Origin of the sequence: Agromyces sp. NPDC058104, assembly GCF_042884835.1 — a bacterium.
GTDB lineage: Bacteria > Actinomycetota > Actinomycetes > Actinomycetales > Microbacteriaceae > Agromyces.
In genome coordinates this window covers 959,158-984,686 of sequence record NZ_JBHVTD010000002.1, presented here as the reverse complement: position 1 = coordinate 984,686, position 25,529 = coordinate 959,158, and the positions used below count along the sequence as shown (strand labels likewise).

Sequence of the window (25,529 nt, the reverse complement as noted above, 5' to 3'; positions counted from 1 at the left end):
GCTCGGGCCGGCGCCCCGGTCAGATCGAGTCCTGCCTGGGGAAGACGACCTTCTGCACGATGATGATGAGCGAGGCGGCGACGGGGATCGCGACGAGGGCGCCGAGCACCCCGCCGAGCGTGCCGCCGGCGACCGCCGCGATCACGACGAGCGCGCCGGGCACCGAGACCGCCCGGTTCATGATGCGCGGGCTCAGTACGTACGCCTCGACCTGCATGTAGATGAGGTAGTAGATCGCGGCGGCGAGCGCGGTCTCGGGCGAGGCGGCGAGGCAGACGAGCGAGATGATCACGGCGCCCGTCAGGGTGCCGACGAGCGGCACCAGCGAGCAGAGGAACGCCACGAAGGCCAGGAGGATCGGCGCCGGCGCCCCGATGATCGTCAGGAAGATGAGGCTCAGCAGGCCGTTCACCGCGCCGAGGCTCACCTGGCCCATGACGTAGCGGCCGACCGAGCCGGTGATCTCCTCCGACACGTCCCGGTAGCCGGGGCGCGAGGAGGCCGGCACGAAGCGGGCCGCGTAGCGCTTCATCGAGTCGAGCGAGGCGAGGAAGTAGAGCGTGAGGATGAGCACGATCGTCGCGCCGGTGAAGCCACCGGCGATGCCGGCGCCGACCGCGAGGATGCCGCCGCCGAGCGAGCCGAGGTTCTCGGGATCGGCGAGCCACTTGCCCGCCGCCTCGATCGCGTCCTCGATGGCGTGGCCGGTGCCCGAGAGGTTGTTGAGCCACGCCACGAGGTCGCTGTTCTTCGCGTTCTCGACGAGGTCGGGCCAGTTCTCGATGACGTTCGTCGTCTGCTCGACGACGATCGGCACGATGGTCGCGATGAGCCCCACGAAGAGGCCGACCACGACGATGACGACGCCGAGGATGGCGGCCCACCGGGGCATCCCCCTGCGCTGCAGCCAGCTGACCACCGGATCGAGGCCGAGCGCGAGGAAGAGGGCGAGCGCCACGTAGAGGATGACGGTGCCGAGCTCGGCGATGATCCCGCCGAGCATGAGCGCCAGCAGCACGCCGAGCGCACCGATGAACCCGATGCGGAACGCCCGGATCTTCACCTCGGGGCCACGCGCCTCGCCGTCGCTCGTGACCTGGGCCGCGGGCGGCTGCGGGGCGACCGCTCGCTTCGTTCGGATTCGCATGCCTCGACGGTAATGCGCCGCCCCGCCGAAGGCATCCCCTTGACCCGGCGAGTTCGATCAGTCCGGCACGACACCTAGGCGTCGTACCGGGCGTCGTACCGGGTGGAATGAATCGCGCCCCGAGGCGTTGCACCACTGCGGGGCGGCACCGTGCGCCCCGGCGAGGAGCGGGCATGGCGGACACGACGGGTGTGGGATTCCGATCCGAGCGGGGGCCGGTGCTCATCGCGGTGATGCTCGCGACCGGGCTCATCGCGATCGACTCGACGATCCTCGCGACGGCGGTGCCCTCGATCGTCGACGACCTCGGCGGCTTCACGCAGTTCCCGTGGCTGTTCTCGATCTACCTGCTCGCCCAGGCCGTCTCGGTGCCGGTGTACTCGAAGCTGGCCGACACGGTGGGCCGCAAGCCCATCATGCTCGTCGGGATCGGCCTGTTCCTCCTCGGTTCCATCCTCTGCGGCGTGGCCTGGGACATGACCTCGCTCATCGTCTTCCGCGCGGTGCAGGGCCTCGGCGCCGGTGCCGTGCTGCCCGTCTCGATCACCATCACGGGCGACATCTACACGGTGCGCGAGCGCGCGAAGGTGCAGGGCTACATCGCGAGCGTGTGGGCGGCGTCCTCGGTCATCGGGCCGACCCTCGGCGGCGTGTTCGCCGAGTTCCTCTCGTGGCGGTGGATCTTCTTCGTCAACATCCCGCTCTGCGTGCTCGCCGCCGTCATGCTGTGGCGGGCCTACCACGAGTCGCTCGGCCGGGAGAAGCACCGCATCGACCTCGCCGGAGCGACGGTGCTCACTCTCGGACTCACCCTCGTCATCCTCGCCGTGCTCGAGGGCGGGCAGGCGTGGGCCTGGCTCTCGTGGCAGAGCATCGGCGCCTTCGGCCTCGGCGGGCTGCTGCTCGTCGCCTTCGTGCTCATCGAGCGCCGCGCGGCCGAGCCCGTGCTGCCGCTCTGGGTGTTCTCGCGCCGCCTCATCGTGACGACCTCGCTCATCTCGCTCGGCGTCGGCGCGGTGCTCATCGGGCTCACCTCCTACGTGCCCACCTTCCTCGAGATCACGGCGGATGCCTCGCCGCTGGTCTCGGGCCTCGCGGTCGCCGCGCTCACCCTGGGCTGGCCGATCGCCGCGTCGAACGCGGGCCACCTGTTCCTCCGGATCGGGTTCCGCGCCACCGCGCTCATCGGGCTCGCGATCGCCGTGCTCGGCAGCGCGGCGCTCTTCGCCGCCTCGCTCGCGCCGAACGTGTGGACGACGGCGATCGCGTGCTTCATCGTCGGCCTCGGCCTGGGGCTCGTCGCCTCGCCCACGCTCATCGCCGCCCAGTCGTCGGTGCCGTGGGAGGAGCGCGGCGTCGTCACGGGCGCGAACATGTTCCTCCGCTCGGTCGGCAGCGCGGTCGGCGTCGCGATCTTCGGAGCGGTCGCCAACGGGGTGATCGCCCGCTCGGGGCTCGGCGCCCACTCGCCCGTCGCGATCCAGGCCGCCTCGGCCACCGTGTTCCTCGCGGTCGCCGTGGCGGCGATCCTCACCGTGGCCGCCGCGCTCGTGATGCCGCGGGCGAAGGTCGACGACATCGAGCACCGCCCCGTCGAGGCATCCGCGGCCGCCTGAGCAGGCCGGCCGCCTGAGCGGGCCGGCGCCGGCTGACCCGGTCCGCGGCCGCCTGAGCGGGCCGGCCGCGGCCGAGTGGTCGGCGGCCGCTCACTCCCAGCGCGCGGCGGGCGGCACGACCTCGGCCTCGAGGCTCCGCACCCAGCGGTCCCCCGTCGCGCGGAACTCCCGCCGCGTCGCGAAGCGGTAGTGGTAGGCCCGCACGCGGATCCACTTCGGCGGCGCACCGTCGAACGGATCGTGGGCGAGCAGCGCGAGCGTCGGCGGGTCGCCCGCGAGCAGGCGCTCGAGGAACACCTCGAACCACGGCTCCCACATGCGCCCGAGCGGCAGGAACCACATCAGCCAGTCGAGCCGCAGGTGGTACGGCGCCCACTGCCGCGGCAGCGCACGCACGTCGCCGGGCTTGCCCTTGAAGCCGTACTCCTGCCACGCGGCATCCTCGCCGGGCACGTCGTCGAGCGTGCCCGCGACGACGATCTCGATGCGCCGCTTCGTCACCGTGCCGAAGGCGCCGTAGGCGTTCACGAGCATCCACCGGTTGAAGCTCGCGTTCATGAGCTGGCGGTGCGCGAACAGGTTGCGCAGCGGCCACCAGCTGAGCACGACGAGCAGCACGCCGACCGCGAGCACGACGACGACCCACCCGAGCGGCGAGCCCGAGGCATCCGCCCCCAGGTCGACGGGGATCGCCGGGATCAGCAGATGCCAGACCGGGTCGGTGATCGCCGACGTCGCGAGCACGACCGTGATCCAGTTGAGCCACGCGAAGTTGCCCGTCACGATGAGCCAGAGCTGCGTGAGGATGACGATCGCCGCGGCGGCGGACCCCACCGGCCCGGGAACGAACAGCAGGAACGGCACGACGAGCTGCGCGACATGGTTGCCGATCACCTCGCCGCGATGGAACCACGGCGGCAGCAGGTGCGCCTGCCTGCTGAGCGGGCCCGGCATCGGCTGGGTCTCGTGGTGGTACATGAGCGCGGTGAGGTCGCGCCACTCGCGCCCGCCGCGGATCTTGATCATGCCCGCGCCGAACTCGAGGCGGAAGACGAGCCACCAGATCGCGACGACGATCACGATGGGCGGCGGCTGGTCGTTCGAGCCGAGGAACGCCACCGTGAACAGGGCCTCGCAGAGCAGCATCTCCCAGCCGAAGCCGTAGAAGGTCTGGCCGACGTTCACGATCGAGAGGTACAGCAGCCACAGGGCGAGGAGGACGAGCATCGGCAGCCACGGCGGCCCGAGCTGCGGCAGTCCGAGCACGACGGATGCCCCGAGCACGATCCCGGCCGCGGCGACCGCCACGAGCCGCCGGTCGCTGTACCCCCAGCGGAACAGGCTCGGGCCGCGCAGACGCGAGGAGCGGCGCAGCAGCGCGGGCACCGGCAGCAGGCCGTGCTCGCCGAGCAGCGGGCGGAACTGGTTCAGCGTCGACCAGAACGCGACGACGGCGAGCGCGCCGACGCCGCGCTGCAGCAGCTGGCGGGCGACCTCGTAGTCGTGCGCGTCGAACCAGGCGGTCCAGTCCACCCCTCCACGCTACGCCCGCCCCGGTCGGTCGGGAGGGAGCGCCGTCACCGTCTCGCGACCACGCCGAGGCGCCTCAAGCGCTGAGCCCGAATCGCTCCTTCAGGGCGAGCTTCGCGGCGTACCAGCCGTTCATGCCGTGCACGGCGGGGCCGGGCGGGGTCGCGCTCGAGCACAGGTACACGCCGTCGACGGGGGTGCGCCACGGCGCCGTCGAGACCACGGGGCGCTTCACGAGCTGCGCGAGGTCGAGGGCCCCCGAGTAGATGTCGCCGTCGACGTAGTTGCGGTTGTACGCGCCGACCTCGCGGGCCGAGCTCGCGGAGCTCGCGAGCACGACGTCGCGGAATCCGGGTGCGAAGCGCTCGACCTCCGCCGTCACGAGCTCGGTCGCGTCGAGCGTCGAGCCCGCGGGCACGTGCGTGTAGGCCCAGAGGACCTGCTTGCCGGAAGGGGCGCGGCTCGGGTCGACGACGCTCGGCTGGCAGACGAGCACGTACGGATGCCGCGGCGCGCCGCCGTCGCCCGCGACCCGCGTGTTGACGCCGGGCTGCAGCCCGCGTGCGACCGCGTTCTCGGCCGCGGCGATCTCGCGCCGACTGCCGCCGAGGTGCACGGTGGGCGCCAGCCCGACGGCCGGGTTCGCCCACGGCACCGGCCCGTCGAGCGCGAAGTCGACCTTCGCGATGCCCGAGCCGTAGCGGTACCGGCGCAGGGCGCGCTCGTAGCGGTGCGGCAGCTCGGCGGTGAAGAGGAGCTCGGGCGAGGTGTCGAGCAGCACGGCGCGGGAGCCCCGCACCTCGTCGAGCGCCTGCACCGGCGCATCCGTCACGATCTCCGCGCCGTGCTCCGCCAGCTCGGCGAGGAGCGCGTCGGCGATCGCCTGGGATCCGCCGCGCGGGAGCGCCCAGCCGACCCCGTGGGCGTGCATGGCGATGAGCAGCCCGGCTCCGGCCGAGGCCAGCGACGGCAGGCCGCCCGCGGCGTGCGCGACGACCCCGGTGAAGAGCGCGGGCGCGACGTCGCCCGTGAAGCGCCGGTCCCAGGCGCGGGTGCCCTGCTCGAGCGCGCGGAGGCCGAACCGGAGCGCCGCGATCGGGTCGCGGGGCACGCGCAGCAGCTGCGAGCCCGTGAAGTCGACGACGCCGCGCTGCCGGGCGAGGAGCGGTGCGACGAGACGTCGCCACGCGCGGCCGTCGGCACCGAGCCCGTCGACGGTACGGTCGAGGTCGCGCCAGGCGATGCCGGCACGGCCGCCGGGCAGCGGGTGCGCGTACGAGGCCTCCGGCACGATCCACTCGGGGGCACGCGGGCCGTCGACGAGGCCGAACTCCCGGAACACCGGCGAGGCGAGCGCCGCCGGATGCACCGCCGAGCAGACGTCGTGACGGAACCCGGGCAGGGTGAGCTCGGCGGTGCGGACTCCCCCGCCGAGCGTCGGCGCGGCCTCGACCACGCGCACGGTGAGCCCGGCGCGGGCGGCGACGACGGCGGCGGTGAGCCCGTTGGGCCCCGATCCGACGACGGTGACGTCGACCATGCTCAGAAGGTGCGGAGATAGACCCAGGGCAGGCGGTCCATCATGAGTCGGTGGCGGTTGCCCTGCGCGTCGCGGGCGTCGTCGGGCACGGCCGGACTGCGCCCCTCGCCGCTCGGCACGGCGTCGTACTCGTCGTCCTCCTGCCACAGCACCATGCGACGCACTTCGTCGCGCCGGGCCCGGAACGGCCGCACCTCCCCTGCGGTGAACGCGGCGAGCGCGGCGTCGACCGACGGCGCGTCGAGCAGCCCGTGGAGCGTCACCCAGGTCGGCGGCCAGAGGGTGAGGCCGCCCGCGGCGTGGCGTGCGAGGGCGTCGACCGGGCGCATCCACGCGGCGGCGACGAGCTCCTCGGGCGCGAGCCGCAGCTCACCGTCGGGAACGCGCACGGCGAAGAACGCGGTGGTCAGCGCCTTCGGCGAGCGCTCGGGCGGGGTCCAGAGCGAGAACGGCACGAGCTCGTCGGGGTCGACGACGAGGCCGACCTCCTCCTCGACCTCGCGCACGGCGGCGCGCCGGGCGGCCTCGAGGCTCTCGGGCGGGTCGCCCGCGACGTCGGCCGGGTCGACCGCGCCGCCGGGGAACACCCACGCGCCGGCGAAGGTGCCGCGGTCGCTCGGCCGTTCGGCGAGCAGCACCTCGAGTCCGAGCTCGCCGTCGCGCAGCAGCACGACGGTGGCGGCGGATCGGGTGGCGACGGGTGAGCTCGGGGACTCGGGCGCGCTGTCCATCCCCTCAGACTAAGCCGGTCGGCCCGCGCTCGCACCGGGGCGGGCCGATACACTGCCGGGATGGACGACGCCGCAGCGCCCCAGCGGGTCGACCCGGCCGGGCCCGCACGACTGGCCCGCACGGTGCTCGCCCCGAATGCCGGCCCGATGACCCTCGACGGCACGAACTCGTACGTGCTGCAGGCGCCGGGCGCCCGTTCGACGGTCGTCGTCGACCCCGGCCCGGCCGACCCCGGCCACCTCGAACGGCTCGCGGCCGCCGGCCCGGTCGAGCTCGTGCTCATCACGCACCACCACGCCGACCACACGGAGGGGATCGACGCCTTCGCGCGGATGACCGGCGCCCCGGTTCGGGCCATCGACCCGGTGTTCTGCCGCGACGCACCACCGCTCGTCCACGGCGAGCGCATCGTCGCGGCGGGCGTCGAGATCGTGGTGCTCGCGACGCCGGGGCACACGGCCGACTCGGTCTGCTTCGCGCTGCTGGGCGAGAGCGACCCCGCCGACGCCGACACCGACGGCCGCACGCCGCTCGCCGTGCTCACGGGCGACACGATCCTCGGTCGCGGCACGACGATCATCGCCGACCCCGACGGCGCACTCGGCCCCTACCTCGACTCGTTGACGGCGCTCCGGGCACTCGGCGCCGAGCAGCGGGTCGCGGTGCTGCCCGGGCACGGCCCGGCGCTGCCCGACCTCGCCGCGATCTGCGACGCCTATCTCGCGCATCGCGCCGAGCGGCTCGAACAGCTGCGCGGGGCGCTCGCGCGGCTCGGCGCCGACGCCTCGGTCGACGAGGTCACCGACCTCGTCTACGCCGACACGGATGCCTCGGTGCGGGGCGCGGCGGAGGCATCCGTTCGGGCGCAGCTGCGCTACCTGCGCGGCACCGCCTGAGCCCACGGCACGGGCCGCTCGGTGCCGAGGCCGTCGATCGCGCCCGCACGCACGAATCGCCCGGCTTCGTGCGAAGTCGGGCGATTCGGGGTAGGGCGACGGAGCGTCAGGCGGCGACGGCGAAGCCGCCCGTCCAGCCGATCTTCTCCTGCACGGCGAGGGTGAGCTGGAGGAAGCCGATCGACTCGAGCTCGCGGGCGCGCTTGAGGGCGCCCGCGTCGATCGCCTTCACGCCGCCGGCGCGCACGACGTCGATGAGGGACTGCTTGGCCACCGCGTCGTCGCCGGCGACGAGCACGGTGGTGCCCTCTTCGCCGACCGACTTCGAGGCGAGGGTCGCGGCGAAGTTCGTGTTGAAGGCCTTGAGCACTCGCGACTCGGGCAGGAGCTCGGCGAGCTCGGCGGCCTTCGAGCTGTCTGCCGCGGGGACGAGCGAGTCGAAGGTCTCGAAGTCCAGCGGGTTGGTGATGTCGACGACGATCTTGCCGGCGAGCTCGGCGCGGCGGGCCTCGGCGATCTCGGCGAGCGCGAAGTGCGGCACGGCGAGCACGACGATGTCGCCGGTGACGGGCTGCGAGAGATCGCGGCCGAGGACCTCGACGCTGTTGCCACCCGCGGCGACGATGCCGCCGATCGCGCTGCCCATGTTGCCGTTCCCGATGATGCTGACGGTCGTCATTGCGATTCCTCTCCGCGCCGTTCGACGCGATTACTTGTTTCGACAACCATTACTGTAGACCAATTCAGTTGTTGCGTCAACCAATGCGCTAGAATCGAGTCATGGCAGACGAAACGAACTGGCTCTCCCCCGAGGAATCGGCGGCCTGGGTGCGCCTCATCGCCGTCGCCGAACTGCTTCCGGGCGCGCTCGACGCCCAGCTCCTGCGCGACGCAGGGCTCACCCACTTCGAGTACGTCGCGCTCATGGCCCTCGCCGACGCGCCGGGCCGCACCATGCGCATGACCGAGCTCGCCTCGCGCACGAACGCGACCCTGCCCCGGCTCTCGCACGTCGCACGTCGCCTCGAGGAGCGCGGGCTGATCCGTCGCTTCCCGTGCCCCGAAGACCGGCGCGCGACGAATGCGACGATCACCGAGGCCGGGCTCGAGCTCATGGCCGACGCGGCGCCCGGCCACGTCGACACGGTGCGCGCCAACGTGTTCGACGCGCTGAGCGCCGAGCAGCTCGAGCAGCTCTACGCCATCGCGGGCGCCGTGCTGTCGAAGCTCGATCCCGACGAGCGGCTCTCCGCGACCTCCTGCCAGTTCAGCGAGGGGCCGGTCGTCCGCACGCTCGCCGGGTAGGAACCTCGAATCAGCCTGACCGCGAGGCGCGGATGCCCGCGCTGCGCAGGCGAGCCCGCCGAGCTTCAGCGCGACGCAGCGATAGCCTCCTGTACGTACGCGAGCGTGGCCGGCGGGAAGAGCTCGATCGGCAGGATCGTGTACGTCCGACCGTGGCGCGTCTTGAGCAGCACCGCCCGGCCGCTCACGACGGCGGAGTCGAACGCGCGGTAGTCGATCCGCCCCTCGGAGACCCCGAGATCGACCCACACTCCCTCCGCGTCCGCGTGGAGCTCGAGCCGATGCCCCTCGCCGGCGACCGCACGCAGCTGTTGGGCCATGCGGGCCTGCTGGATGATGACCCCGATCCAACTGCTGCCGGCGGCGAAGACCAGGATGAGGAGTCCGCCGAGCCACGTGCCGTTGATCGCCGACACGATGAGGACGACCGAGACGAACGCGGCACCGGACACGACCAGCCACGGCCGGGTGTTGACGTACCGTGTGTATCCGGCAGCGACACGGTCGGCGGTGGTCGCGGACGCCGTGAATTCGTGCTGCATCGAAGTACCGGCGTCGGCACCCTGTACGTCCGTCATCGCCGCCTCCTCACATCGCGCTGCATTGGAGCATAGCGGCGGCGCCGCGGTCATGGCGTTCTGCCTGCGGCAGCACTGCCGTGGGCAGCACGGCCGTGAGCAGCATCGCCCCCGCGCTCCGCCTGGGCGGCGCAGGCTGGGGTCATGAGCGAACAGACCCCGGCGATCCAGCCGATCGACGCCGAGCTCACCGCCCGGCTCTTCCACGAACGCATCATCGTGCTCGGCGACGAGCTCGACCAGCAGGGCGGCAACCGCCTCTGCGCCCAGCTCCTCACCCTCGCGGCCGAGGACCCGCGCCGGGACATCCGGTTCTGGATCAACTCGCCCGGCGGCTCGGTGTCGGCGATGCTCGCGATCGCCGACCTGATGCGCTCGATCCCGAACGAGGTGTCGACGATCGCCTACGGCATGGCGGCGAGCGCCGGGCAGTTCCTGCTGAGCGCCGGCACCCCCGGGCGGCGCTTCGCCCTCCCGCACGCGCGCATCCTCATGCACCAGGGCTCGGCGGGCATCGGCGGCACCGCCGTCGACGTCGAGCTGCAGGCCGACGACCTGCGCCACATGCGAGACACCGTGCTCGGCATCACCGCGGCGAACACGGGCCAGCCGCTCGAGCGGATCGCCGAGGACTCCCTGCGCGACCGCTGGTACACCGCGGAGGAGGCCGTCGACTACGGCTTCATCGACCGCGTCGCCGACGGCTTCGACGAGATGTTCCCCCGGGCCGTACGGCCCACGACCGGATTGCGAGTGCCCGCATGACCAGTTACACCATCCCCTACGTCGTGGAGAAGCGCGGCAGCACCGAGCGCTCGCTCGACGTCTACAGCCGGCTGCTCTCCGAGCGGATCGTCTACCTCGGCACCGAGATCGACGACGGCGTCGCGAACGTGCTCATCGCGCAGTTCCTCCACCTCGCCTCGGAGTCGAGCGAGACCCCGATCAGCCTCTACCTCAACTCCCCCGGCGGCTCGCCCGGCGCGGCACTCGCGGTCTATGACACGATGCAGCACATCAGGCCGGATGTCGCGACGACGTGCGTCGGCCAGGCGGCCGGGCCGGCCGCGGTGCTCCTCGCGGGCGGGGCGAAGGGGCAGCGGGCGATCCTGCCGCACGGTCGGGTGGTGCTTCACCAGCCCTCGACCCAGGGCCGGGGTTCCATTCCCGACCTCATCATCCACGCCGACGAGGTGGTGCGCGTGCGTGCGGAGCTCGAGGCTGCCCTGGCCGCCGACACCGGGCACGACGCGGCCACGCTGCGGCGCGACACCGACCGCGACCGCATCCTCTCCGCGACCGCAGCCGTCGAGTACGGGCTCGCCGACCACGTGCTGACCGCGCAGGTCGCGGTCGGCGCTGGCGCCGCCTACGCGACGAGCAGGTAGACGCCGCCGGGCGGCGCGGCGATCGTCGCGTCGCCCGCGGCCTTCGCGCCGCCGAGGTCGAGCGCGGCATCGAGGTCGAGCACTGCGTCGAGCTCGAGCGCGGGATGCCCCGCCGGCAGGTCGGCCCGGAAGGCGAACGACACCTCGCGCTCGAGGCGCTCGCGCCGCGCTGCCTCGTGCCGTTCGAGCTCGCGCCGAGCCTCGAGCGCGGCGGCCACTCGGTGCACGACCTCGACGAGCTCGAGGCCGAGCGCCCCGGCGACCGAGCCGAGCACCTCGCTCGACGGCTCCTTGCGGCCGCGCTCGATCTCGGAGAGGTACTGGGGCGAGACCCCGGCGGTGGCGGCGACCTCGGTCAGGATGCGCTCCTGCGCGAGACGCTCGCCGCGGAGCACCTCACCCAGCTCGTTGCGCCAGAGCGGCTTCACGGTGCGCGGTGCTCGCGGGAACTCGACGACCTTGCCCATGCCCCGAGGCTAACCGCGGGGCCCGGCGTGCGACAGCCCGATCCGCTCACAGCAGAACGGCCCGGCCCCGACCGGCCCGGGCGGCGGAAGGCGGCGCGGGATCGCTCCCGCGCCGCCTGCGCCTCAACTCGTCAGGACGCCCCGAGCACCGTCATCGAGGCACCCCGCCGACGTTGATCTCCGCGGCGCCGCCGAACGCGTTGCCGGCCACGGAGTTCAGTCCGACCAGCTTCACGTACCGGCCGGCCGTGGGGGCGAACTCGACGCGCTGGGGCCCGAGGTCGCCGGTGAACGATCCCGTCGCGACGGGGTCGCCCCAGGTCGTGCCGTCGGCCGAGACGAAGACCTGGTAGTCCTTCATCCGGCCGTTCACCGCGTTCTGCCGCGTCAGGTACTCGAGGCCGGTCACGTCGTAGTCCGCCCCGAGGTCGAGGGTGATGAAGTGCGGGTACGGAACCGCGCCGTTGCGGTACGCCGTGTGCCAGAAGGTGTACGGGTCGCCGTCGATCGCCTTGGTGGCGGGCGTGTTCTCGGAGACCGTCTCCTCGCTCGAGACCCCGGCGATCGACAGCTGCGTCTGGTCGATGAGGTTCGGCAGCGGCGGGATGGTGGGAACGGAGAGCGTGCCGGTCGCGCTCCCGGCCCCGTCGCCGCCCCGGTAGTCTGCGGTCGCGGTGAACACGCGGAGCGCGTAGCCGGGCCGCTTCTCGGGGACGCGGAGCTGGAAGACGGCGACCTCCTCGTCGCCCGCGGCGATGCGTCCGAGCTCGTCGTCGACGACGGCGACCTGCCAGCCCACGGGGCCGGTGAACGAGACGGCGACCTTGCTCATCGACTTGTCCGAGTCGTTCGCCACCGTCACCTCGACGTCGACGATCGCGGGCCCTTCGAGGCTGATCTCGGAGATCGAGACGTCGATCTCGGCCTCCTCGGCCGGCGCCTCGTCGGCCGCCTCGGCCTTCCGCTCCGGGGCGGCCGAGGCCTCAGGTGCAGGGGCCTCCGTTTCGGGCGCCCCGGTCTCGGGTGCGTCGGTCTCGGGCGCATCGGTCTCCGGTGCCTCCGGTGCCGGAGTCTCGGCCGCCCCGGGCTCCTGCGACGGCGCCGGCGCCGGCGTGCTCGTCGCACCGGGTGCCGCCGGATCGTCGGGCGTGCTGCCGAATGCGGGCTGCGCAGCGAGTGCGAGCGTCGAGGCGAGTGCGAGCGCCGCGATGGCGCCGCGGCGAACGGTCTTCGTGGTCATGTCGGATCCTCTCGTTCCGGCGTCAGACGACGGCGGGCATCGTGGTGCGGACGGAGTCGAGGCCGAGTCGGAGCTTCTTCCACTCGCCACGGGTGAAGTCGGGCACCTCGACCGGGCGCCCGCCCTTCTCGATCGACGCCACGCTGAGCGGCACGGGTGCGCACCAGGCCGCCGAGTCGTACACGTCGATGTCGGGCACCTGCCCGGTGCGCATCTGCTGGACGATCCGCCACTGCAGGATGTAGTCCATGCCGCCGTGGCCGCCGCCGGCGGCCGGGCCCTCGAGATCCTTCCAGAGCCAGTGGTCGTACTCGGCGCGCAGCGCGCTCGCGCCCCGCCAGGTGTCGCCGCTGTGGATCGGCTCGGCGTAGATGCGGGCGCCCGTCGCGTCGCCGCCGACGTAGTCCTCGAAGATGCCCCGGCTGCCCTCGATCGTGTTGATGCGGCTGTACGGGCGCGGCTGGCTCACGTTGTGCTCGGCCCGGATCATGCGCCCGTTCGCGGTGGAGATCATGCAGGTGACGAGGTCGCCGTTGATGTACTCCTCCTTCCACGAGCGGTGGTCGCGCGGCACGAAGCGCTCGCGGTAGTCGGCGAGGCCCCTCGGTGCCGAGGCCGTCGCCGAGAGCGTGGTGAGCCGATCGCCGCGGTTGATGTCCATCGCGGCGGCGATGGGAGCGAGACCGTGCATCGGGTAGAAGCTCGCGACGCTCTTCGTGTGCCAGATGCGCCGCCAGTCGTCGGTGTAGTAGCCGTCGTTGAAGAGCAGCGCGCGCAGGTCGTGCAGGTAGCCGCCGTGCCCGCTCGTGATCTCGCCGAAGACGCCGTCGTGCGCCATCTTCAGCATCGCGAGCTCGTTGCGGCCGTACGAGCAGTTCTCCATGAGGAACAGGTGCTTGCGGGTCTGCTCGCTCGTGTCGACGAGATCCCAGAGCTCGTCGAGCTCGGTCGCGATCGGCAGTTCGACGCCGACGTGCGCCCCAGCCTTCAGCGCGGCCTTGCCCTGCGCGTGGTGGAACTCCCACGGCGTCGCGATGTAGACGAGGTCGAGCTCCTCGGTGTCGAGCATCTTCTGGAACGAGCTGTCCGAGCCGCCGTACTCGCGGGGCCGCGGCTTGCCGGCGTTCGCGACGCGGTCGGCCGCTCGCGTCGCGCGATCGCCCCTGATGTCGCAGACCGCGACGACCTGGGCCCCCGGCACGCTGACCCAGCTGCCGAGCATGCCCATGCCCCGGTTGCCGAGGCCGATCAGCCCGATCTTCACGGTGTCGACCTGGTTGAACGGCTCGTTCGCCATCGAGCGCGAGCCCTGCTTGCGCGCCGGCACGGCGGCCGTCGCCGCGCCCGAGGTGGCGGCGGTCGCAAGTGCGACGCCGGCCAGGGCGCCGCCGAGCAGGTTCCTGCGGGTGAAGCCGGATGCCACGGATTCGAGGTCGGCGGCAGCTCCGGCCTTCTCGCGAGGACTGGTGAAGAAACGCGACATTGCACTCTCCAGAGTTCGTGTGTGTGGTTGCTGAGCACACTGGCGCAGGTGAGCGATGGATGTCAAGAGTTGATTGGAAACTGACCCAATCGATCATGAAGATGCAGAAGCCCGCCGAATTCTGCCGCGCACTCCACAGAAAACGGGCCCCACCGATCATTCGGTGGGGCCCGTCTCGTCTGCGGTCAGGCGACTTCGTACGTCAGGCAGTCCGCATCGTCGACCCCGGCGCCGATGCGCACGGAGGCCGCCGTGCACTCGAGCTTCGAGTTGTGCACGCACTCGGAACGCTGACAGGCGCCGACGTGGGTGAGCACCTTGTCGAGGCCTCCCTTGCTGCTCAGCGGGATGAAGGTCGCGCACTCGGCGTCGCCGACCGATCCGGCGATCGTCACGGCGGCGGCGTGGCAGTGCGAGTGATCGTTGTAGGAGCACCCGGACACCGAGCATTCGGCGACTGCGGGCAACTCGTCGAGCGTCATGCTCATGGTGACCTCCTGTGGCGGGTGCGACCCATCGAGACGGCCGCTCGGTATCTGGATGCTATCCCCGCGGTCGGGATCCCGCAGCAATCTCCGAACGGTTTTCCGCAGATCAGTGCGACTTTCTTCTGAGGATTGCCTTACCTTCGCCGCGCCGGGCTCCCGATGCTCGCAGCGCCCTCACGCCGGTGCGTTGTCGGGATCGACCGTCTCGATCGTGTCCTCCTCGACGGCGTTGTCGGCCTCCACATCGTTCGGATCGTCGCCCCGATCGGGGCCCTCGGCGGGCTCCCCCTCGCGGTCGAGCCGGCCGTGCTCGCCGGGTCGCTCGTGGCCGTCGGGTGCCCCTCGGTCGCGCGTCGCGTCGCTCATCGCGCCCTCCTCGTCTCGATTCCGTGCTCCGAGCGTGCGTCGGCCCGAGGCATCCGTCAACCGCTTGACAGCGCGGCGGCACGACGGCCGCCGTGGCTCAGAACTCGAGCACGTAGCTCCGATGCGAGTGGGCGACCTCGAATCCGAGGCCGGTGTAGAGGCCGAGCGCCCCGGTCGGGTTCTCGGCGTCGACGTCGAGCGTCGCCTTCTCGAGCCCCTCGTCGCGGCAGGCCCCGAGGTGCCGGGCGAGCAGGTGCCGAGCGATGCCGCGGCCGCGCCACGGGCGCACGACGCCGACGAGCTGCACGTACGAGGAGGTGAAACCCTGCCCCGCCCAGTCCTGCTCGTTGCGGAGGGCCAGCACGAAGCCGATGACCTCGTCACGACCGTCGACCGGCGCGATCGCGAGGAACGAGAGCCCGGGCGCGAACTGCTCGCCCCCGACGAAGCGCGTCCAGCGCTCCTCGCCGGTCGACTGGCTGCCCCAGTGGTCGACGAACGCGGCGTTGCGGGCGAGCCTGGCCGACTCGGTCCACTCCGCCGACCACGGCACGATCACGACCGCCTCGTCGGCGGAGCCGAGCTCGATCCCGAGGTCGACGGACGGGGCGGCCTCGCGCTCCAGGGTGAAGAAGTGGCGACGCAGCTCGAGGCCGGCCCGCTCGAGCAGCGACTGGGCGTCGGGCGAGACCTCCTCGGCGTGCGCCATGATCCAGCCCGGCAGGGGCTCGTCGCTCGCCGCCAGCTGTTCGCGGGCCCGGGCGAGCTCCCACTCGAGCATGAGTCGCCCGATGCCGCGGCCGCGCACCTCGGGACGCACCGCCCCCGCGATGATCGAGCGGACCAGGGTCTCCTGCCCGGGCGGCAGGAACACCGCACCGCTCGCGAGGATCCGCCCGTCCTCCGCCACGCCCACCAGGGTGTCGCGGCGCGGGTCGACGTGCGAGAGCTCGAAGGTCTCGAGGAGCTCGTCGCGCGACTCGACCCAGTTCGGATGGTCGACGCGCGCCACGTCGGCGTGGAAGGCGAGGAGCTCGTCGAGGTCGCCCGGCACGGCCGGCCGCCAGCGGTCGACGTCGGGGTGCTCGGGCACGGTGGGCGCGGGGGCCGCGCCCACGCGCCTCGACAGCGGGAGTCGCGGATCGGCCATGCTCAGATCCTGCCATGCACGCGCCCGATGCCGACGGCCCGGCATCCGAGGCTGGAGTTCGCGCCGCCGCGCGGGCATGATGAAGCCACGGACACGGAGGTGGGCGATGTCGACGGAGACGATGCTGTGGTCGATCCTGGGCTTGATCGGCGCGGTGGGCGGCGTGCTGCTGCTCGCCTCGCTCTGGGCGCTGATACGGCGACCGCGCGGGCAGTGACCCGGCGGCCCCGACCCGCCGGGTTCACCGGATCGCGTCGGCGATCGGCGTCGAGCCCTCGTTGAACCGGATCGTGCGGCCCACGGTCGACGGCTCCGCGAGCACGGCGGCAGCGACGGCCGCCACGTCGGCGCGGTCGACGGTCAGGCTCTCGGAGGCCCCGGCATCGATGCGGCCCGTGCCCTCGCCGTCGGTGAGCCGGCTCGGGCCGAGGATCGTCCAGTCGAGCGACGTCGTCACGAGATGCTCGTCAGCCGCCGCCTTCGCCTCCGCGTAGGCGTGGAACGGGTCGGCCTCTGGCACCGAATGATCGGGCGAACGGAAGTACGAGACCATCACGTAACGCCGCACCCCCGCCGCCTCGGCGGCCGCCATCGAGCGCAACGCGGCATCGCGATCGACCGCGTACGTGCGCCGGGGATCGCCGCCGCCCGCGCCCGCCGACCAGACGACGGCGTCGTGCCCGCGCACGAGCTCGGCGAAGCCGTCGGCGTCGAGCCTCTCGATGTCGGCGACGACCGGGTTCGCCCCGGTCGCGGCGACCTCGGCCGCGTGGTCGGGGTTGCGGATCATGGCGTCGACCTCGTCGCCGCGCGCCGCGAGCAGGCGGGAGAGTCGCAGTGCGACCTTGCCGTGACCTCCGATGAGTACGATGCGTGCCATGCGGAACTCCTTCGCTTCTCGGATCCAACGCTACCCGGCGTCGTCGCGCGCGACGGGGTGGGCGACATGCCGGTGACGAGCGCGGGCATCCTGCTGTACCGCGCGCCGACGGCGGACGAACCGGCCGGCACCGCGCTCGAGGTCTTCATCGCGCATATGGGCGGCCCCTACTGGGAGCGGCGGCACGAGGGGGCGTGGACGGTGCCGAAGGGCGAGTACCTCGCCGCGACCGAGCACCCGCTGCTCGCGGCGCGACGCGAGTTCGGCGAGGAGATCGGCGTCGCGGCACCCGATCTCGAGTACGACGATCTCGGCGAGTTCCGCTCCTCGACCGGCAAGCTCACCCGCGTCTACGCGGCGGAGGCGCCCGAGTTCGAGGTCGGCCGGGTGGAGAGCAACCTCTTCGAGCTCGAGTGGCCTCCGCGGTCGGGGCGCCTGCGCTCGTTCCCCGAGGTCGACGACGCGCGATGGGTGCCGATCGACGAGGCGCGCTCCCTCGTCACGAAGGGACAGCGGCAGGTGCTCGACGCGCTCGAGGCCCGACTCTCGCCGTCGCACGAGCAGCGACCCCCGGCCGCCGAGTAACGCGGAACGCCGCGAGCGGCCGCGCGGGCGTCCCGCTCACGCCGACGCCCGCTGCACCTCGTCGCACCACGCCGGCACCACGCCGGCACCACGACGCTCGCCGGGCCGTGCCGCACCTCGTCGAAGAGCGGCGTGATCTCGCTCGCCGCGAGGTTCAGCTCGACCGTGCGCGCACCGTGCGCGGCTGCGGTGACGACGAAGCCCGCCGCGGGGTACACGGCACCCGAGGTGCCGATCGCGGCGAACACCTCGCATCTCGCGAGCGCGGCTTCGATCTCGTCGAGCCCGTTCGGCATCTCGCCGAACCAGACGACGTCGGGGCGCAGCATCCGTTCGCCGCACGCCGGGCACGCCGGGCGCTCGACGAGGTCGCCCGGCACCGGCGAGCGCTCGGCGCAGGCGAGGCACCTGGCGAGCGCGAGCTCGCCGTGCATGTGCAGCACGCGCGTCGATCCCGCCCGCTCGTGCAGCGCGTCGATGTTCTGCGTGACGACGAGGAGGTCGTCGCCGAGCTCCGGCTCGAGCCGCGCCAAGGCCTCGTGGGCGGGGTTCGGCTCGGCCTGCGCGACGGCGTGGCGCCGCGCGTCGTAGAAGCGCTGCACCGTCTCGGGGTCGCGTTCGAAGGCTTCAGGGGTCGCGACGTCCTCGACGCGATGCCCCTCCCACAGTCCGCCGGCGTCACGGAACGTCGGCACCCCGCTCTCGGCCGAGATGCCGGCCCCGGTCAGGACGACGACCCGCATGCCTCAATGAGACCACGTCGCGGCGGCTGTCGGAATCGCCCGCGATCTTGCAGGATGGCCCTATGGGGGGCGATGCGCTCATCGACGAGGCGGCGGCGCTCTACGCGCTCCGCCCCGAGGAGTTCACCGCGGCCCGGAACGGCCGCGGCCGCGACCTGCGCGACGACGACCGCGAGCTGGCCGATGCCGTGCTCGCCCTGCGCCGCCCCGCGCCGGCGGCGTGGCTCGTGAACCAACTCGTGCGCCACCGCGGCGACGAGCTCGACGAGTTGCTCGGGCTCGGCGAGGAGCTGCGCGCCGCGCAGGCCGAGCTCGACGCCCCGGCGATGGCCCGTCTCGCCAAGCAGCGTCGCGCGCTCGTCGCGGCGCTCGCGCGCGACGCCGGGACCCTGGCCGAGGAGCTCGACGCCCCGGTGCGGCAGCCGGTGCTCGACGAGGTCGCGCAGACGCTCAACGCGGGCATGGTGGATGCCTCGGCCGCCGGCGCGGTTCGCAGCGGGCGCCTCGTCCGCGGCCTCGAGGCGGTCGGGCTCGAGGTCGACCTCGACGGTGCCGTCGCGGGCGGGCCGGGCGGCGGCGTGCCGACGCGTTCGGCGCGGCCGAAGGCGAGCCGTCGGAGCGGCGGATCGGCCGACGACGGCGCCGCGGAGCGGGAGCGCGAGGAGCGGTCGCGCCGCGAGCGCGAGGAACGCGAACGGGAGGCGGAGGCGGCCGAAGCGCGTGCGGCCGAGGCATCCGAGGCCCTCGACGCCCTCGAACGCGAACTCGAGGCGCTCACCGACCGGATCGCCGCCGACACGGCGCGACGCGAGGAGCTCGACGCCGAGCTGCGCGAGGTCGAGGACCGGCTCGGCGAGCACGGCAGGGACTCGCGGCGGCTCGGACGCGAGCGCGACCGGGCGGCGAGGGTCGCCGAGTCGGCGCGTGACGAGGCGGCCGCGGCCCGCGAGGCGCTCGGCTAGCCTGTCGGCATGCCCGACTCCCCCGACGTCGCCCCCGCCCTCCGCCCCGAGACCGTCGCCGTGGTGGCGGGCCGGCCGCCCCACACTCCCGATGCGCCGATGAACGTACCGGTCCACCTCACCTCGACGTACGTGGCGGGCGGAGACGTCGCGTACGGGCGGTACGGCAACCCGAACTGGACGGCCTTCGAGGACGTGCTCGGTGCGCTCGAGGGCGGCCGCTGCGTGAGCTTCGCCTCCGGCATGGCCGCGATCTCGGCGGTGCTCGATCTCGTCGAGCCGGGCGGCCTCGTCGTCGCGCCGCGCCACTCGTACACGGGAACGGTCGCGCTGCTCGAAGAGCGAGCCGGACAGGGGCGCCTCCGGGTCCGCTTCGTCGACATCTCGGACACGCCCGCCGTCGTGGACGCGTGCGCCGGAGCGGCGATGGTGTGGTTCGAGACGCCGACGAACCCCGCGCTCGAGCTCGCCGACATCGCGGCGATCTCGGCCGCCGCCCACGAGCAGGGTGCCCTCGTCGCCGTCGACAACACCTTCGCGACGCCGCTGCTGCAGCGCCCGCTCGAGCTCGGTGCCGACCTCGTCGTGCACTCCGCGACGAAGTACCTCGCGGGCCACAGCGACGTGCTCATGGGCGCGGCGATCGCGGCCGGCGAGGAGCACGCCGCCGCGCTCGTGCAGCGTCGAAGCCTGGCCGGGGCGATCCCGGCGCCGCTCGAGGCGTTCCTCGCGGTGCGCGGCATGCGCACGCTCGCGGTGCGACTCGATCGCGCCCAGGCCAACGCACAGGAGCTCGTGCGCCGGCTCGAGGGGCACCCCGCGCTCGAGGAGGTGCGCTACCCGGGCTTCGGCGCGATCGTGTCGATCGTCGTGCGCGGCGGTGCCGAGCCGGCCGAGTCGCTGGCCGAGCGCACCCGGATCTGGGTGCACGCCACGAGCCTCGGCGGGGTCGAGTCGACCCTCGAGCGGCGCCGGCGCTGGCCGGCCGAGCAGCCGACGATCCCCGAGGGCCTCGTGCGGCTGTCGGTCGGCATCGAGCAGGTCGAGGACCTCTGGCGCGACCTCTCGCGAGCCCTGGACACGCTCGGCTGACGCCGCGCCGTCAGGCGACCCGCGCGAGCAGCCAGTCCATGGCGTCGGGCACGGTGTCGAGCACCGAGACGTGCCCGTCGTCGAGGCGCATCCAGAGGGAGGCGTCCGGCAGGTGGGCGAGCATCCACGACGCGTGCCGCCGCGGCACCACCCGGTCGCCCTCGCCCTGCACGAGCAGCACGGGCGCGGCGACCTCCGCGAGGTCGAAGCCCCACGGGCTCGCGAAGGCGACGTCGTCGTCGATGAGCCCGGCGGGGCCGAGCTCGGCGGCGCGGCCGGCATCGGCGCCGAGCGAGGCCCAGCGCCCCTCGAGCGCCGCGACGTCGACGGGCAGGAACTGCTCGGGGTCGAACTCGTCGGTCGCGGCGAAGCGCGCCCGCGCTTCGCGGCCCTGCCGCGCGGCGCGCAGCGCGCCGGGCGCCCGCATCCCCGCGTACCAGTCGAACGCCTCGGTGTACGGCGCGATGCCGGCGAGCACGGCGACGCCGCCCACCCGGTCGGGGTGGCGAGCCGCGCCCGCGAGCGCGTGCGGGCCGCCGCCCGACGCCCCCATCGAGGAGAACCGACCGAGGCCGAGCGCGTCGGCGATCGCGATGACGTCGTCGGCCGCCGAGGCGACGTCGCGCCCGGGGTTCGGCGTCGAGCCGCCGTAGCCCGGCCGGGCGTACGAGACGAGCCGGATGCCGCGTGCCGCCGCCGCGGCGACGACCGGGTCGAGCGGCGCCCCGGTCTGCGGCGACCCGTGGTGCCAGACGAGCGCGAGCGATGCCGAGGCGTCCTCGCCGGAGTCGTACGCACGCAGCACGCGACCGTCGGCGAGCCGGACGTCGCGCGTGGTGGACATGCGGGCCTCCCTCTCGTGCCGGTGGACGACCGGCTGGTTCAGCCTAGGCTGGGCGGGTGATCGAGGGCTTCCTGCTGGGCGTGCGGATGCTCCTGCGCGGCTTCGCGTTCTGGGCGAAGCGCCCGCGCGTGATGCTGCTCGGGCTCATCCCGGCCGCGATCGTGTTCCTCCTCGTCGTCGCCGCCCTCGTCGGCCTCGGCTTCTCGCTCCCCTCCCTCACGGACTGGCTCACGCCCTTCGCCGACGACTGGGCCGAACCCTGGCCCGGCCTCGTGCGCGGTGCGCTCGGCGCGGTGATCCTGGCGGCCGCGGTCGTGCTCGCGGCCGTCACCTTCACCGCGGTGACGCTCGCGGTCGGCGACCCCTTCTACGAGGCGATCTGGCGCGCCGTCGAGACCGAGCTCGGCGGCGAGGTGCCCGAGCGCGGCCCGGGGTTCTGGCGCGCGGTCGGCGACTCGCTCGGCCTCATCGGCATGGGCGCGCTCATCGCGATCGGGGTCGGACTCGTCGGGCTCATCCCCCTGGTCGGCGCGGTCGTCGGGCCGGTGCTCGGCATCGTGCTCTCGGGGCGGCTGCTCGCCGCCGAGCTCGTCTCGCGGGCGTTCGCGGCCCGCGGGCTGCGCGGCGAGGATCGTCGGCGGATGTTCCGGGGCAGGCGCTCGTCGATGTTCGGGTTCGGCGTCGCGACGCAGCTGTGCTTCATGGTGCCGCTCGGTGCGGTGATCGCGATGCCGGCCGCCGTCGCCGGATCGACGATGCTCGCCCGCTCCGCGATCGACGCTGCCGCAGACCCTGCTGCTTCTGCAGGAGATTAGGCCCCATCCCCTGCTCTGGGCCCGGCTCAGTGCACATCTCCTGCAGAAGCAGCGGGCGCGCGCCCCTCGAAGAGCAGGATGGGCACGGGCCCGAACGGCAACGACCTCGCGCGCACCCGGCGCACCTCGGTGCCCGTGAACCCCGCCGCGAGGAGGGCCGCCTCGGTCTCGCGGTCCCAGTGGCATCCGTGGCACCACCGCTTCGACATCGGGGTCGCGACCCGCTGCACCGCCCGCTTGAGCGTGCCCGGGGGCGCGGCGACGTGGTCGACGAAGACGACCCGCCCGCCGGGCACGAGCACGCGACGCACCTCGGCGAGTGCGGCGGACTGATCGGCGACCGAGCAGAGCACGAAGGTGCCGACGACCGCGTCGACGGAGTGGTCGGGCAGCGGGATCCGTTCGGCGACCGCGTCGAGCGGCTCGGCCGGGTGGCCCCACTCGCGACCGCGCGTGGCGAGCTCGGCGCGCCGGCGCGCGTCGGGCTCGAGCCCGATCCATTCGACCCCGAGCTCGAAGGCGCCGAAGTTCTCCCCCTCGCCCGCGCCGATCTCGAGCACCCGGCCGCGCACGCGCCCGAGCAGCTCGCGGCCGAGTTCGTCGACCGCGTCCTGGCTGATCAGTTCGCCGGGTGCCACCCCGGCACGCTACCGCGGCCGCTCGCCGCTGTCACCCCGCGTCGCCGTGTCTCCGTCGCGCGGCTTCTGCAGGAGATTCGTCGCCATGGTCGGCTGACAGCCCGGCTCGGCGCAATTCTCCTGCAGAAGCCGAGCGGGATGCCTCGGGGCCGCACTCAGCGGTCGAGGCCGACGGTGCGCGTGGCCGCGGCAATGAAAGCCGGGCGCACGCGCTCCCAGCCGTCGAGGTAGCCGCCGACCATGGCCGCGTCGCGCAGCAGCACGAGCTGCGCCGCCGCCTCCTCGGGCGCCTCGACCTCGGCGGCGCCGAGCACCGTCTCGAGTTCGGAGCGGAACCACTCCCGGTGCTCGCCCACCGTGCGGCGCACGCCGCTCTCCGGGTCGGGGTACTCGGCTGCGGCATTGATGAACGGGCATCCCCGCGTGTGGTTGCGGGCGACGTCGTCGGCGAGGCCCTCGATGACGAGTCCGACGAGCTGTCGCGGCTCGGCGCCCGACGCCTCGGCCGCGTCGAACGCGCCGCGGATGTTCGCATCCTCGACGCCGAGGTACGCCTCCACGAGGTCCTCCTTGCTCGGGAAGTGGCGATAGAAGGTCGCCCGCGTGACGCCGGCCTCGGCGATGATGCGGTCCACGCCGACGGCGTGGATGCCCTCGCGGTAGAAGAGCTCCGTCGCCGTCCGGAGCAGCCGTTCGCGCGCCGCGGAGGCGCCGGTGGGAGTGGTTCGTGCAGCCATAGCAAAAATGATAGAACGATCTTTCTCTTTTTGCTTGACATCGATTCCGCCCTGGGCGTACAGTCTCGGAATAGAAAGAGATAGAACGATCGTTCTACTCCACAGATCACGAAGCGGTCATCCCGATCGCACCACCAGAAGGAGCAGGAACCATGAACACCACCGCGAACAGCAGCAAGGCCACCATCGTCCTCGTCCACGGCCTCTGGATGACCCCGAAGAGCTGGGACACCTGGGCCGAGTACTTCCGGGCCCGCGGTCACGAGGTGATCGTCCCGGGCTGGCCCGGCATCGACGACCGCGACGTCGCCGACATCCGCTCGAACCCCGAGTCGCTCAAGGGCATCGGCCTCAAGCAGATCGCCGACCACTACGAGCGCATCATCCGCGCGCTCCCCGAGAAGCCGATCATCATGGGGCACTCCTTCGGCGGCGTGATCACCCAGATGCTCGCCGACCGCGGCCTCGGCGCCGCCTACGTGGGCGTCGAGCCCGGGCAGACCGCCGGCATCACCACGCTCCCCGCATCGACCCTCCGCACCGGCTTCCCGATCCTCGCCAACCCGTTCGACAGGAACGGCGCCAAGCCCCTCTCGAAGGCGCACTTCCACTTCACCTTCGGCAACGACCTCGGCCGCGAGGCATCCGACCGCCTGTGGGAGGAGTTCGCGGTGAACTCGTACAACCGGGTGTTCTTCGAGGGCGTCGCCTCGACGATCAACGAGAAGGGCGGCGTCACCCACGTCGACTACGCCCGCGCCGACCGCGCGCCGCTGCTCGTCATCACCGGCGAGATCGACCACGTCGTGCCGCCGGCCATCGGCCGGGCGATCGTGAAGAAGTACACCTCGACCGGCAGCCCGGCGATCGTCGAGCTCCGCGAGTTCGCCGGCCGTACGCACCGCATCGTCAGCCAGGACGGCTGGGAGGAGGTCGCCGAGTACGCGCTCGACTGGGCGACCCAGCACGCGCAGGTGACGCAGGCCGCCTGAGGCCGCACGCACCACGCGCGGAAGGCGCGGACCCGGACGGGTCGGCGCCTTCGCCGCGTTCGGGCCGGGTCAGGCCGGGGCAGCCGGTTCAGACCGACCCGCGCAGCCCGGCGAAGAACGCCCGGATGTCGCCGACGACGAGCTCGGGCACCTCGAGCGCCGCGTAGTGGCCGCCGCGCTCGAACCGGCTCCAATGCACGATGTTCGAGTTGTCGCGCTCCGCGAACACCCTGATGGTCTGGAAGTCGTCGGCGAAGACCGCGACCCCGGTGGGCGCGGCGTTGATCGGCGGCTCCTCCCCCGCGGCCTCGGCCGCGGCGGCGGCCCGCGCGTTGTCGAGGTAGGCCCGGCTCATGCCGGCCGCCGCGTTCGCGAACCAGTTGACGCTCACCTCGGTGAGGATCGCGTCGAGCGGCACGAGCGACGTGCCGTTGCCGAAGGAGTTGAACAGCTCGCTGTAGGCGAGCAGGGCGACGGGCGAGTCGCTGAGGCCGACCGCGACGGTCTGGGGGCGGCTCGCGTTCATCGTGTTGTAGCCGCCGACCGACTGGAACCACTGCATGTGCTCGAGCCCCGCGTAGTCCTGCGGCTCGAGGCGTTCGAACTCGGCAGGGTCGCCCGACGGGAACGAGAACAGCTGCAGCACGTGCAGGCCGAGGAAGCCCTCGGGGTTCAGCAGCCCGAGATCGCGCGCGACGAGCGCGCCGTTGTCGGAGCCGTGGATGCCGTACTCGCTGTAGCCGAGGCGCCGCATGAGCTCGTCGTAGGCCCGGGCGACCCTGGCGGTCGTCCACCCCGACTCCGTGACGGGGTTCGAGAAGCCGAAGCCCGGAGCGTCCGGGACGACGACGTCGAAGGCGTCCTCCGCGCGGCCGCCGTGTGCGACTGGGTCGACCAGCGGGCCGATCACGTCGAGGTAGTCGACGGATGACCCGGGGTAGGTGTGGGCGAGCAGCAGCGGCGTCGCCCCGGGGTGCGGCGAGCGCACGTGGATGAAGTGGATCGGCTGCCCGTCGATCTCGGTCGTGAAGTGCGGGAACTCGTTGATGCGCGCCTCGACGGCGCGCCAGTCGAAGCCGCCGCGCCAGCGGTCGACGGCGTCGCGGAGGTAGGAGTTCGGCGTGCCGGCATCCCAGTCGTCGACCGGGGCGGCCTGCGGAAGGCGGGTGCGCGCGAGGCGCTGCTGCAGGTCGTCGAGCTCGGCCTGAGCGACCTCGACGCGGAAGGGGCGGATCTCGGTGGAAGTGGTGGTCGTGTTCATGTCTTCGACGGTACGGTCAATATAGGTACGTTCCGTTCCTAATGAGCGAAGAGA

The 25,529-nt window shown here is 72.9% G+C and carries 27 protein-coding genes and 1 pseudogene; 10 read left to right on the top strand and 18 right to left on the bottom strand.

Annotation, left to right across the window (positions count from 1 at the left end; genetic code table 11):
* Positions 1–19: 19 nt before the first annotated feature.
* Positions 20–1,147 carry an AI-2E family transporter gene (locus tag ACFVTH_RS12525; RefSeq protein WP_387091212.1) on the bottom strand — a complete coding sequence of 376 codons (1,128 nt, stop codon included), beginning with the start codon at positions 1,145–1,147 and terminating at the stop codon, positions 20–22.
* A 173-nt stretch (positions 1,148–1,320) separates the two neighbouring features.
* Between ACFVTH_RS12525 and ACFVTH_RS12520 the strand changes: the two genes are divergently transcribed.
* Entirely contained in the window at positions 1,321–2,763 is a 1,443-nt protein-coding gene (locus tag ACFVTH_RS12520) for an MDR family MFS transporter (RefSeq protein WP_387091210.1), read from the top strand.
* Positions 2,764–2,853: 90 nt separating this feature from the next.
* Here ACFVTH_RS12520 and ACFVTH_RS12515 read toward each other — a convergent pair whose 3' ends face one another.
* From ACFVTH_RS12515 to ACFVTH_RS12505, 3 genes are all read right to left on the bottom strand, one after another.
* Positions 2,854–4,296 carry a lipase maturation factor family protein gene (locus ACFVTH_RS12515; RefSeq protein WP_387091207.1) on the bottom strand — a complete coding sequence of 481 codons (1,443 nt, stop codon included), beginning with the start codon at positions 4,294–4,296 and terminating at the stop codon, positions 2,854–2,856.
* A 73-nt stretch (positions 4,297–4,369) separates the two neighbouring features.
* On the bottom strand, positions 4,370–5,833 hold the full coding sequence (locus tag ACFVTH_RS12510; protein WP_387091204.1) for a phytoene desaturase family protein: 1,464 nt from the start codon (positions 5,831–5,833) through the stop codon (positions 4,370–4,372).
* Positions 5,834–5,835: 2 nt separating this feature from the next.
* The gene (locus tag ACFVTH_RS12505) at positions 5,836–6,564 is read right to left on the bottom strand and encodes an NUDIX domain-containing protein (protein WP_387091201.1); all 729 of its coding nucleotides are present in this window, start codon (positions 6,562–6,564) and stop codon (positions 5,836–5,838) included.
* A 60-nt stretch (positions 6,565–6,624) separates the two neighbouring features.
* Between ACFVTH_RS12505 and ACFVTH_RS12500 the strand changes: the two genes are divergently transcribed.
* A complete protein-coding gene (locus ACFVTH_RS12500; RefSeq protein WP_387091198.1) occupies positions 6,625–7,461 on the top strand; it encodes an MBL fold metallo-hydrolase in 837 nt (278 codons plus the stop codon).
* A gap of 106 nt (positions 7,462–7,567) precedes the next feature.
* On the opposite strand, the gene ACFVTH_RS12495 is transcribed toward ACFVTH_RS12500, so the two are convergent.
* Positions 7,568–8,140 carry an NADPH-dependent F420 reductase gene (locus ACFVTH_RS12495; protein WP_387091195.1) on the bottom strand — a complete coding sequence of 191 codons (573 nt, stop codon included), beginning with the start codon at positions 8,138–8,140 and terminating at the stop codon, positions 7,568–7,570.
* A gap of 101 nt (positions 8,141–8,241) precedes the next feature.
* Here ACFVTH_RS12495 and ACFVTH_RS12490 point away from each other — a divergent pair, with 101 nt between their 5' ends.
* Positions 8,242–8,766, top strand: coding sequence for a MarR family winged helix-turn-helix transcriptional regulator (locus ACFVTH_RS12490; protein ID WP_387091192.1), 525 nt, complete (start codon positions 8,242–8,244; stop codon positions 8,764–8,766).
* Between the two features lie 65 nt (positions 8,767–8,831).
* On the opposite strand, the gene ACFVTH_RS12485 is transcribed toward ACFVTH_RS12490, so the two are convergent.
* Complete coding sequence (locus ACFVTH_RS12485; protein WP_387091190.1) at positions 8,832–9,344, bottom strand: hypothetical protein; 513 nt, start codon at positions 9,342–9,344, stop codon at positions 8,832–8,834.
* Positions 9,345–9,488: 144 nt separating this feature from the next.
* Here ACFVTH_RS12485 and ACFVTH_RS12480 point away from each other — a divergent pair, with 144 nt between their 5' ends.
* Positions 9,489–10,109 carry a ClpP family protease gene (locus ACFVTH_RS12480; protein WP_387091187.1) on the top strand — a complete coding sequence of 207 codons (621 nt, stop codon included), beginning with the start codon at positions 9,489–9,491 and terminating at the stop codon, positions 10,107–10,109.
* On the top strand, positions 10,106–10,732 hold the full coding sequence (locus ACFVTH_RS12475) for a ClpP family protease (RefSeq protein WP_387091184.1): 627 nt from the start codon (positions 10,106–10,108) through the stop codon (positions 10,730–10,732). The genes ACFVTH_RS12480 and ACFVTH_RS12475 overlap by 4 nt, the downstream gene beginning before the upstream one ends.
* Here ACFVTH_RS12475 and ACFVTH_RS12470 read toward each other — a convergent pair.
* From ACFVTH_RS12470 to ACFVTH_RS12440, 7 genes are all read right to left on the bottom strand, one after another.
* Positions 10,714–11,199 (bottom strand): helix-turn-helix domain-containing protein, encoded by a 486-nt coding sequence (locus ACFVTH_RS12470; RefSeq protein ID WP_387091181.1) that lies wholly within the window; start codon positions 11,197–11,199, stop codon positions 10,714–10,716. The two genes, ACFVTH_RS12475 and ACFVTH_RS12470, sit on opposite strands and share 19 nt — an antisense overlap.
* Before the next feature lie 151 nt (positions 11,200–11,350).
* Positions 11,351–12,439 carry a discoidin domain-containing protein gene (locus ACFVTH_RS12465; RefSeq protein WP_387091178.1) on the bottom strand — a complete coding sequence of 363 codons (1,089 nt, stop codon included), beginning with the start codon at positions 12,437–12,439 and terminating at the stop codon, positions 11,351–11,353.
* A 22-nt stretch (positions 12,440–12,461) separates the two neighbouring features.
* Positions 12,462–13,922, bottom strand: coding sequence for a Gfo/Idh/MocA family protein (locus ACFVTH_RS12460; protein ID WP_387091175.1), 1,461 nt, complete (start codon positions 13,920–13,922; stop codon positions 12,462–12,464).
* 185 nt (positions 13,923–14,107) lie between these two features.
* Entirely contained in the window at positions 14,108–14,410 is a 303-nt protein-coding gene (locus ACFVTH_RS12455) for a DUF1540 domain-containing protein (protein ID WP_386937977.1), read from the bottom strand.
* A gap of 174 nt (positions 14,411–14,584) precedes the next feature.
* Positions 14,585–14,776, bottom strand: a complete 192-nt coding sequence (locus ACFVTH_RS12450; RefSeq protein ID WP_387091172.1) for a hypothetical protein — start codon at positions 14,774–14,776, stop codon at positions 14,585–14,587.
* A gap of 97 nt (positions 14,777–14,873) precedes the next feature.
* Positions 14,874–15,926 carry a GNAT family N-acetyltransferase gene (locus tag ACFVTH_RS12445; RefSeq protein ID WP_387091169.1) on the bottom strand — a complete coding sequence of 351 codons (1,053 nt, stop codon included), beginning with the start codon at positions 15,924–15,926 and terminating at the stop codon, positions 14,874–14,876.
* A 241-nt stretch (positions 15,927–16,167) separates the two neighbouring features.
* Positions 16,168–16,806, bottom strand: a complete 639-nt coding sequence (locus tag ACFVTH_RS12440; RefSeq protein WP_387091167.1) for an NAD(P)H-binding protein — start codon at positions 16,804–16,806, stop codon at positions 16,168–16,170.
* A 66-nt stretch (positions 16,807–16,872) separates the two neighbouring features.
* Here ACFVTH_RS12440 and ACFVTH_RS12435 point away from each other — a divergent pair, with 66 nt between their 5' ends.
* Positions 16,873–17,391 carry an NUDIX domain-containing protein gene (locus ACFVTH_RS12435; protein WP_387091164.1) on the top strand — a complete coding sequence of 173 codons (519 nt, stop codon included), beginning with the start codon at positions 16,873–16,875 and terminating at the stop codon, positions 17,389–17,391.
* Positions 17,392–17,612: 221 nt separating this feature from the next.
* Here ACFVTH_RS12435 and ACFVTH_RS12430 read toward each other — a convergent pair.
* Positions 17,613–18,134: pseudogene (locus ACFVTH_RS12430) on the bottom strand (NAD-dependent deacylase); the annotation flags it as partial.
* Positions 18,135–18,196: 62 nt separating this feature from the next.
* On the opposite strand from ACFVTH_RS12430, the gene ACFVTH_RS12425 reads away from it, so the two are divergent.
* A complete protein-coding gene (locus ACFVTH_RS12425; protein ID WP_387091162.1) occupies positions 18,197–19,096 on the top strand; it encodes a transposase in 900 nt (299 codons plus the stop codon).
* Between the two features lie 9 nt (positions 19,097–19,105).
* A complete protein-coding gene (locus tag ACFVTH_RS12420; protein ID WP_387091159.1) occupies positions 19,106–20,188 on the top strand; it encodes a trans-sulfuration enzyme family protein in 1,083 nt (360 codons plus the stop codon).
* A gap of 10 nt (positions 20,189–20,198) precedes the next feature.
* On the opposite strand, the gene ACFVTH_RS12415 is transcribed toward ACFVTH_RS12420, so the two are convergent.
* Positions 20,199–21,032: an alpha/beta fold hydrolase gene (locus ACFVTH_RS12415; protein ID WP_387091156.1), complete on the bottom strand. Its 834-nt coding sequence runs from the start codon at positions 21,030–21,032 to the stop codon at positions 20,199–20,201.
* Positions 21,033–21,088: 56 nt separating this feature from the next.
* Here ACFVTH_RS12415 and ACFVTH_RS12410 point away from each other — a divergent pair, with 56 nt between their 5' ends.
* A complete protein-coding gene (locus tag ACFVTH_RS12410; RefSeq protein ID WP_387091153.1) occupies positions 21,089–21,847 on the top strand; it encodes an EI24 domain-containing protein in 759 nt (252 codons plus the stop codon).
* Between the two features lie 26 nt (positions 21,848–21,873).
* On the opposite strand, the gene ACFVTH_RS12405 is transcribed toward ACFVTH_RS12410, so the two are convergent.
* Both ACFVTH_RS12405 and ACFVTH_RS12400 read right to left on the bottom strand, forming a co-directional pair.
* On the bottom strand, positions 21,874–22,485 hold the full coding sequence (locus ACFVTH_RS12405; protein WP_387091150.1) for a class I SAM-dependent methyltransferase: 612 nt from the start codon (positions 22,483–22,485) through the stop codon (positions 21,874–21,876).
* 155 nt (positions 22,486–22,640) lie between these two features.
* Positions 22,641–23,222 (bottom strand): TetR/AcrR family transcriptional regulator, encoded by a 582-nt coding sequence (locus tag ACFVTH_RS12400; protein WP_387091147.1) that lies wholly within the window; start codon positions 23,220–23,222, stop codon positions 22,641–22,643.
* Between the two features lie 152 nt (positions 23,223–23,374).
* Here ACFVTH_RS12400 and ACFVTH_RS12395 point away from each other — a divergent pair, with 152 nt between their 5' ends.
* Complete coding sequence (locus tag ACFVTH_RS12395) at positions 23,375–24,214, top strand: alpha/beta hydrolase (RefSeq protein ID WP_387091144.1); 840 nt, start codon at positions 23,375–23,377, stop codon at positions 24,212–24,214.
* A gap of 88 nt (positions 24,215–24,302) precedes the next feature.
* Here the strand turns inward: ACFVTH_RS12395 and ACFVTH_RS12390 are convergent, their stop codons facing one another.
* A complete protein-coding gene (locus ACFVTH_RS12390; protein WP_387091141.1) occupies positions 24,303–25,475 on the bottom strand; it encodes an epoxide hydrolase family protein in 1,173 nt (390 codons plus the stop codon).
* Positions 25,476–25,529 lie beyond the last annotated feature (54 nt).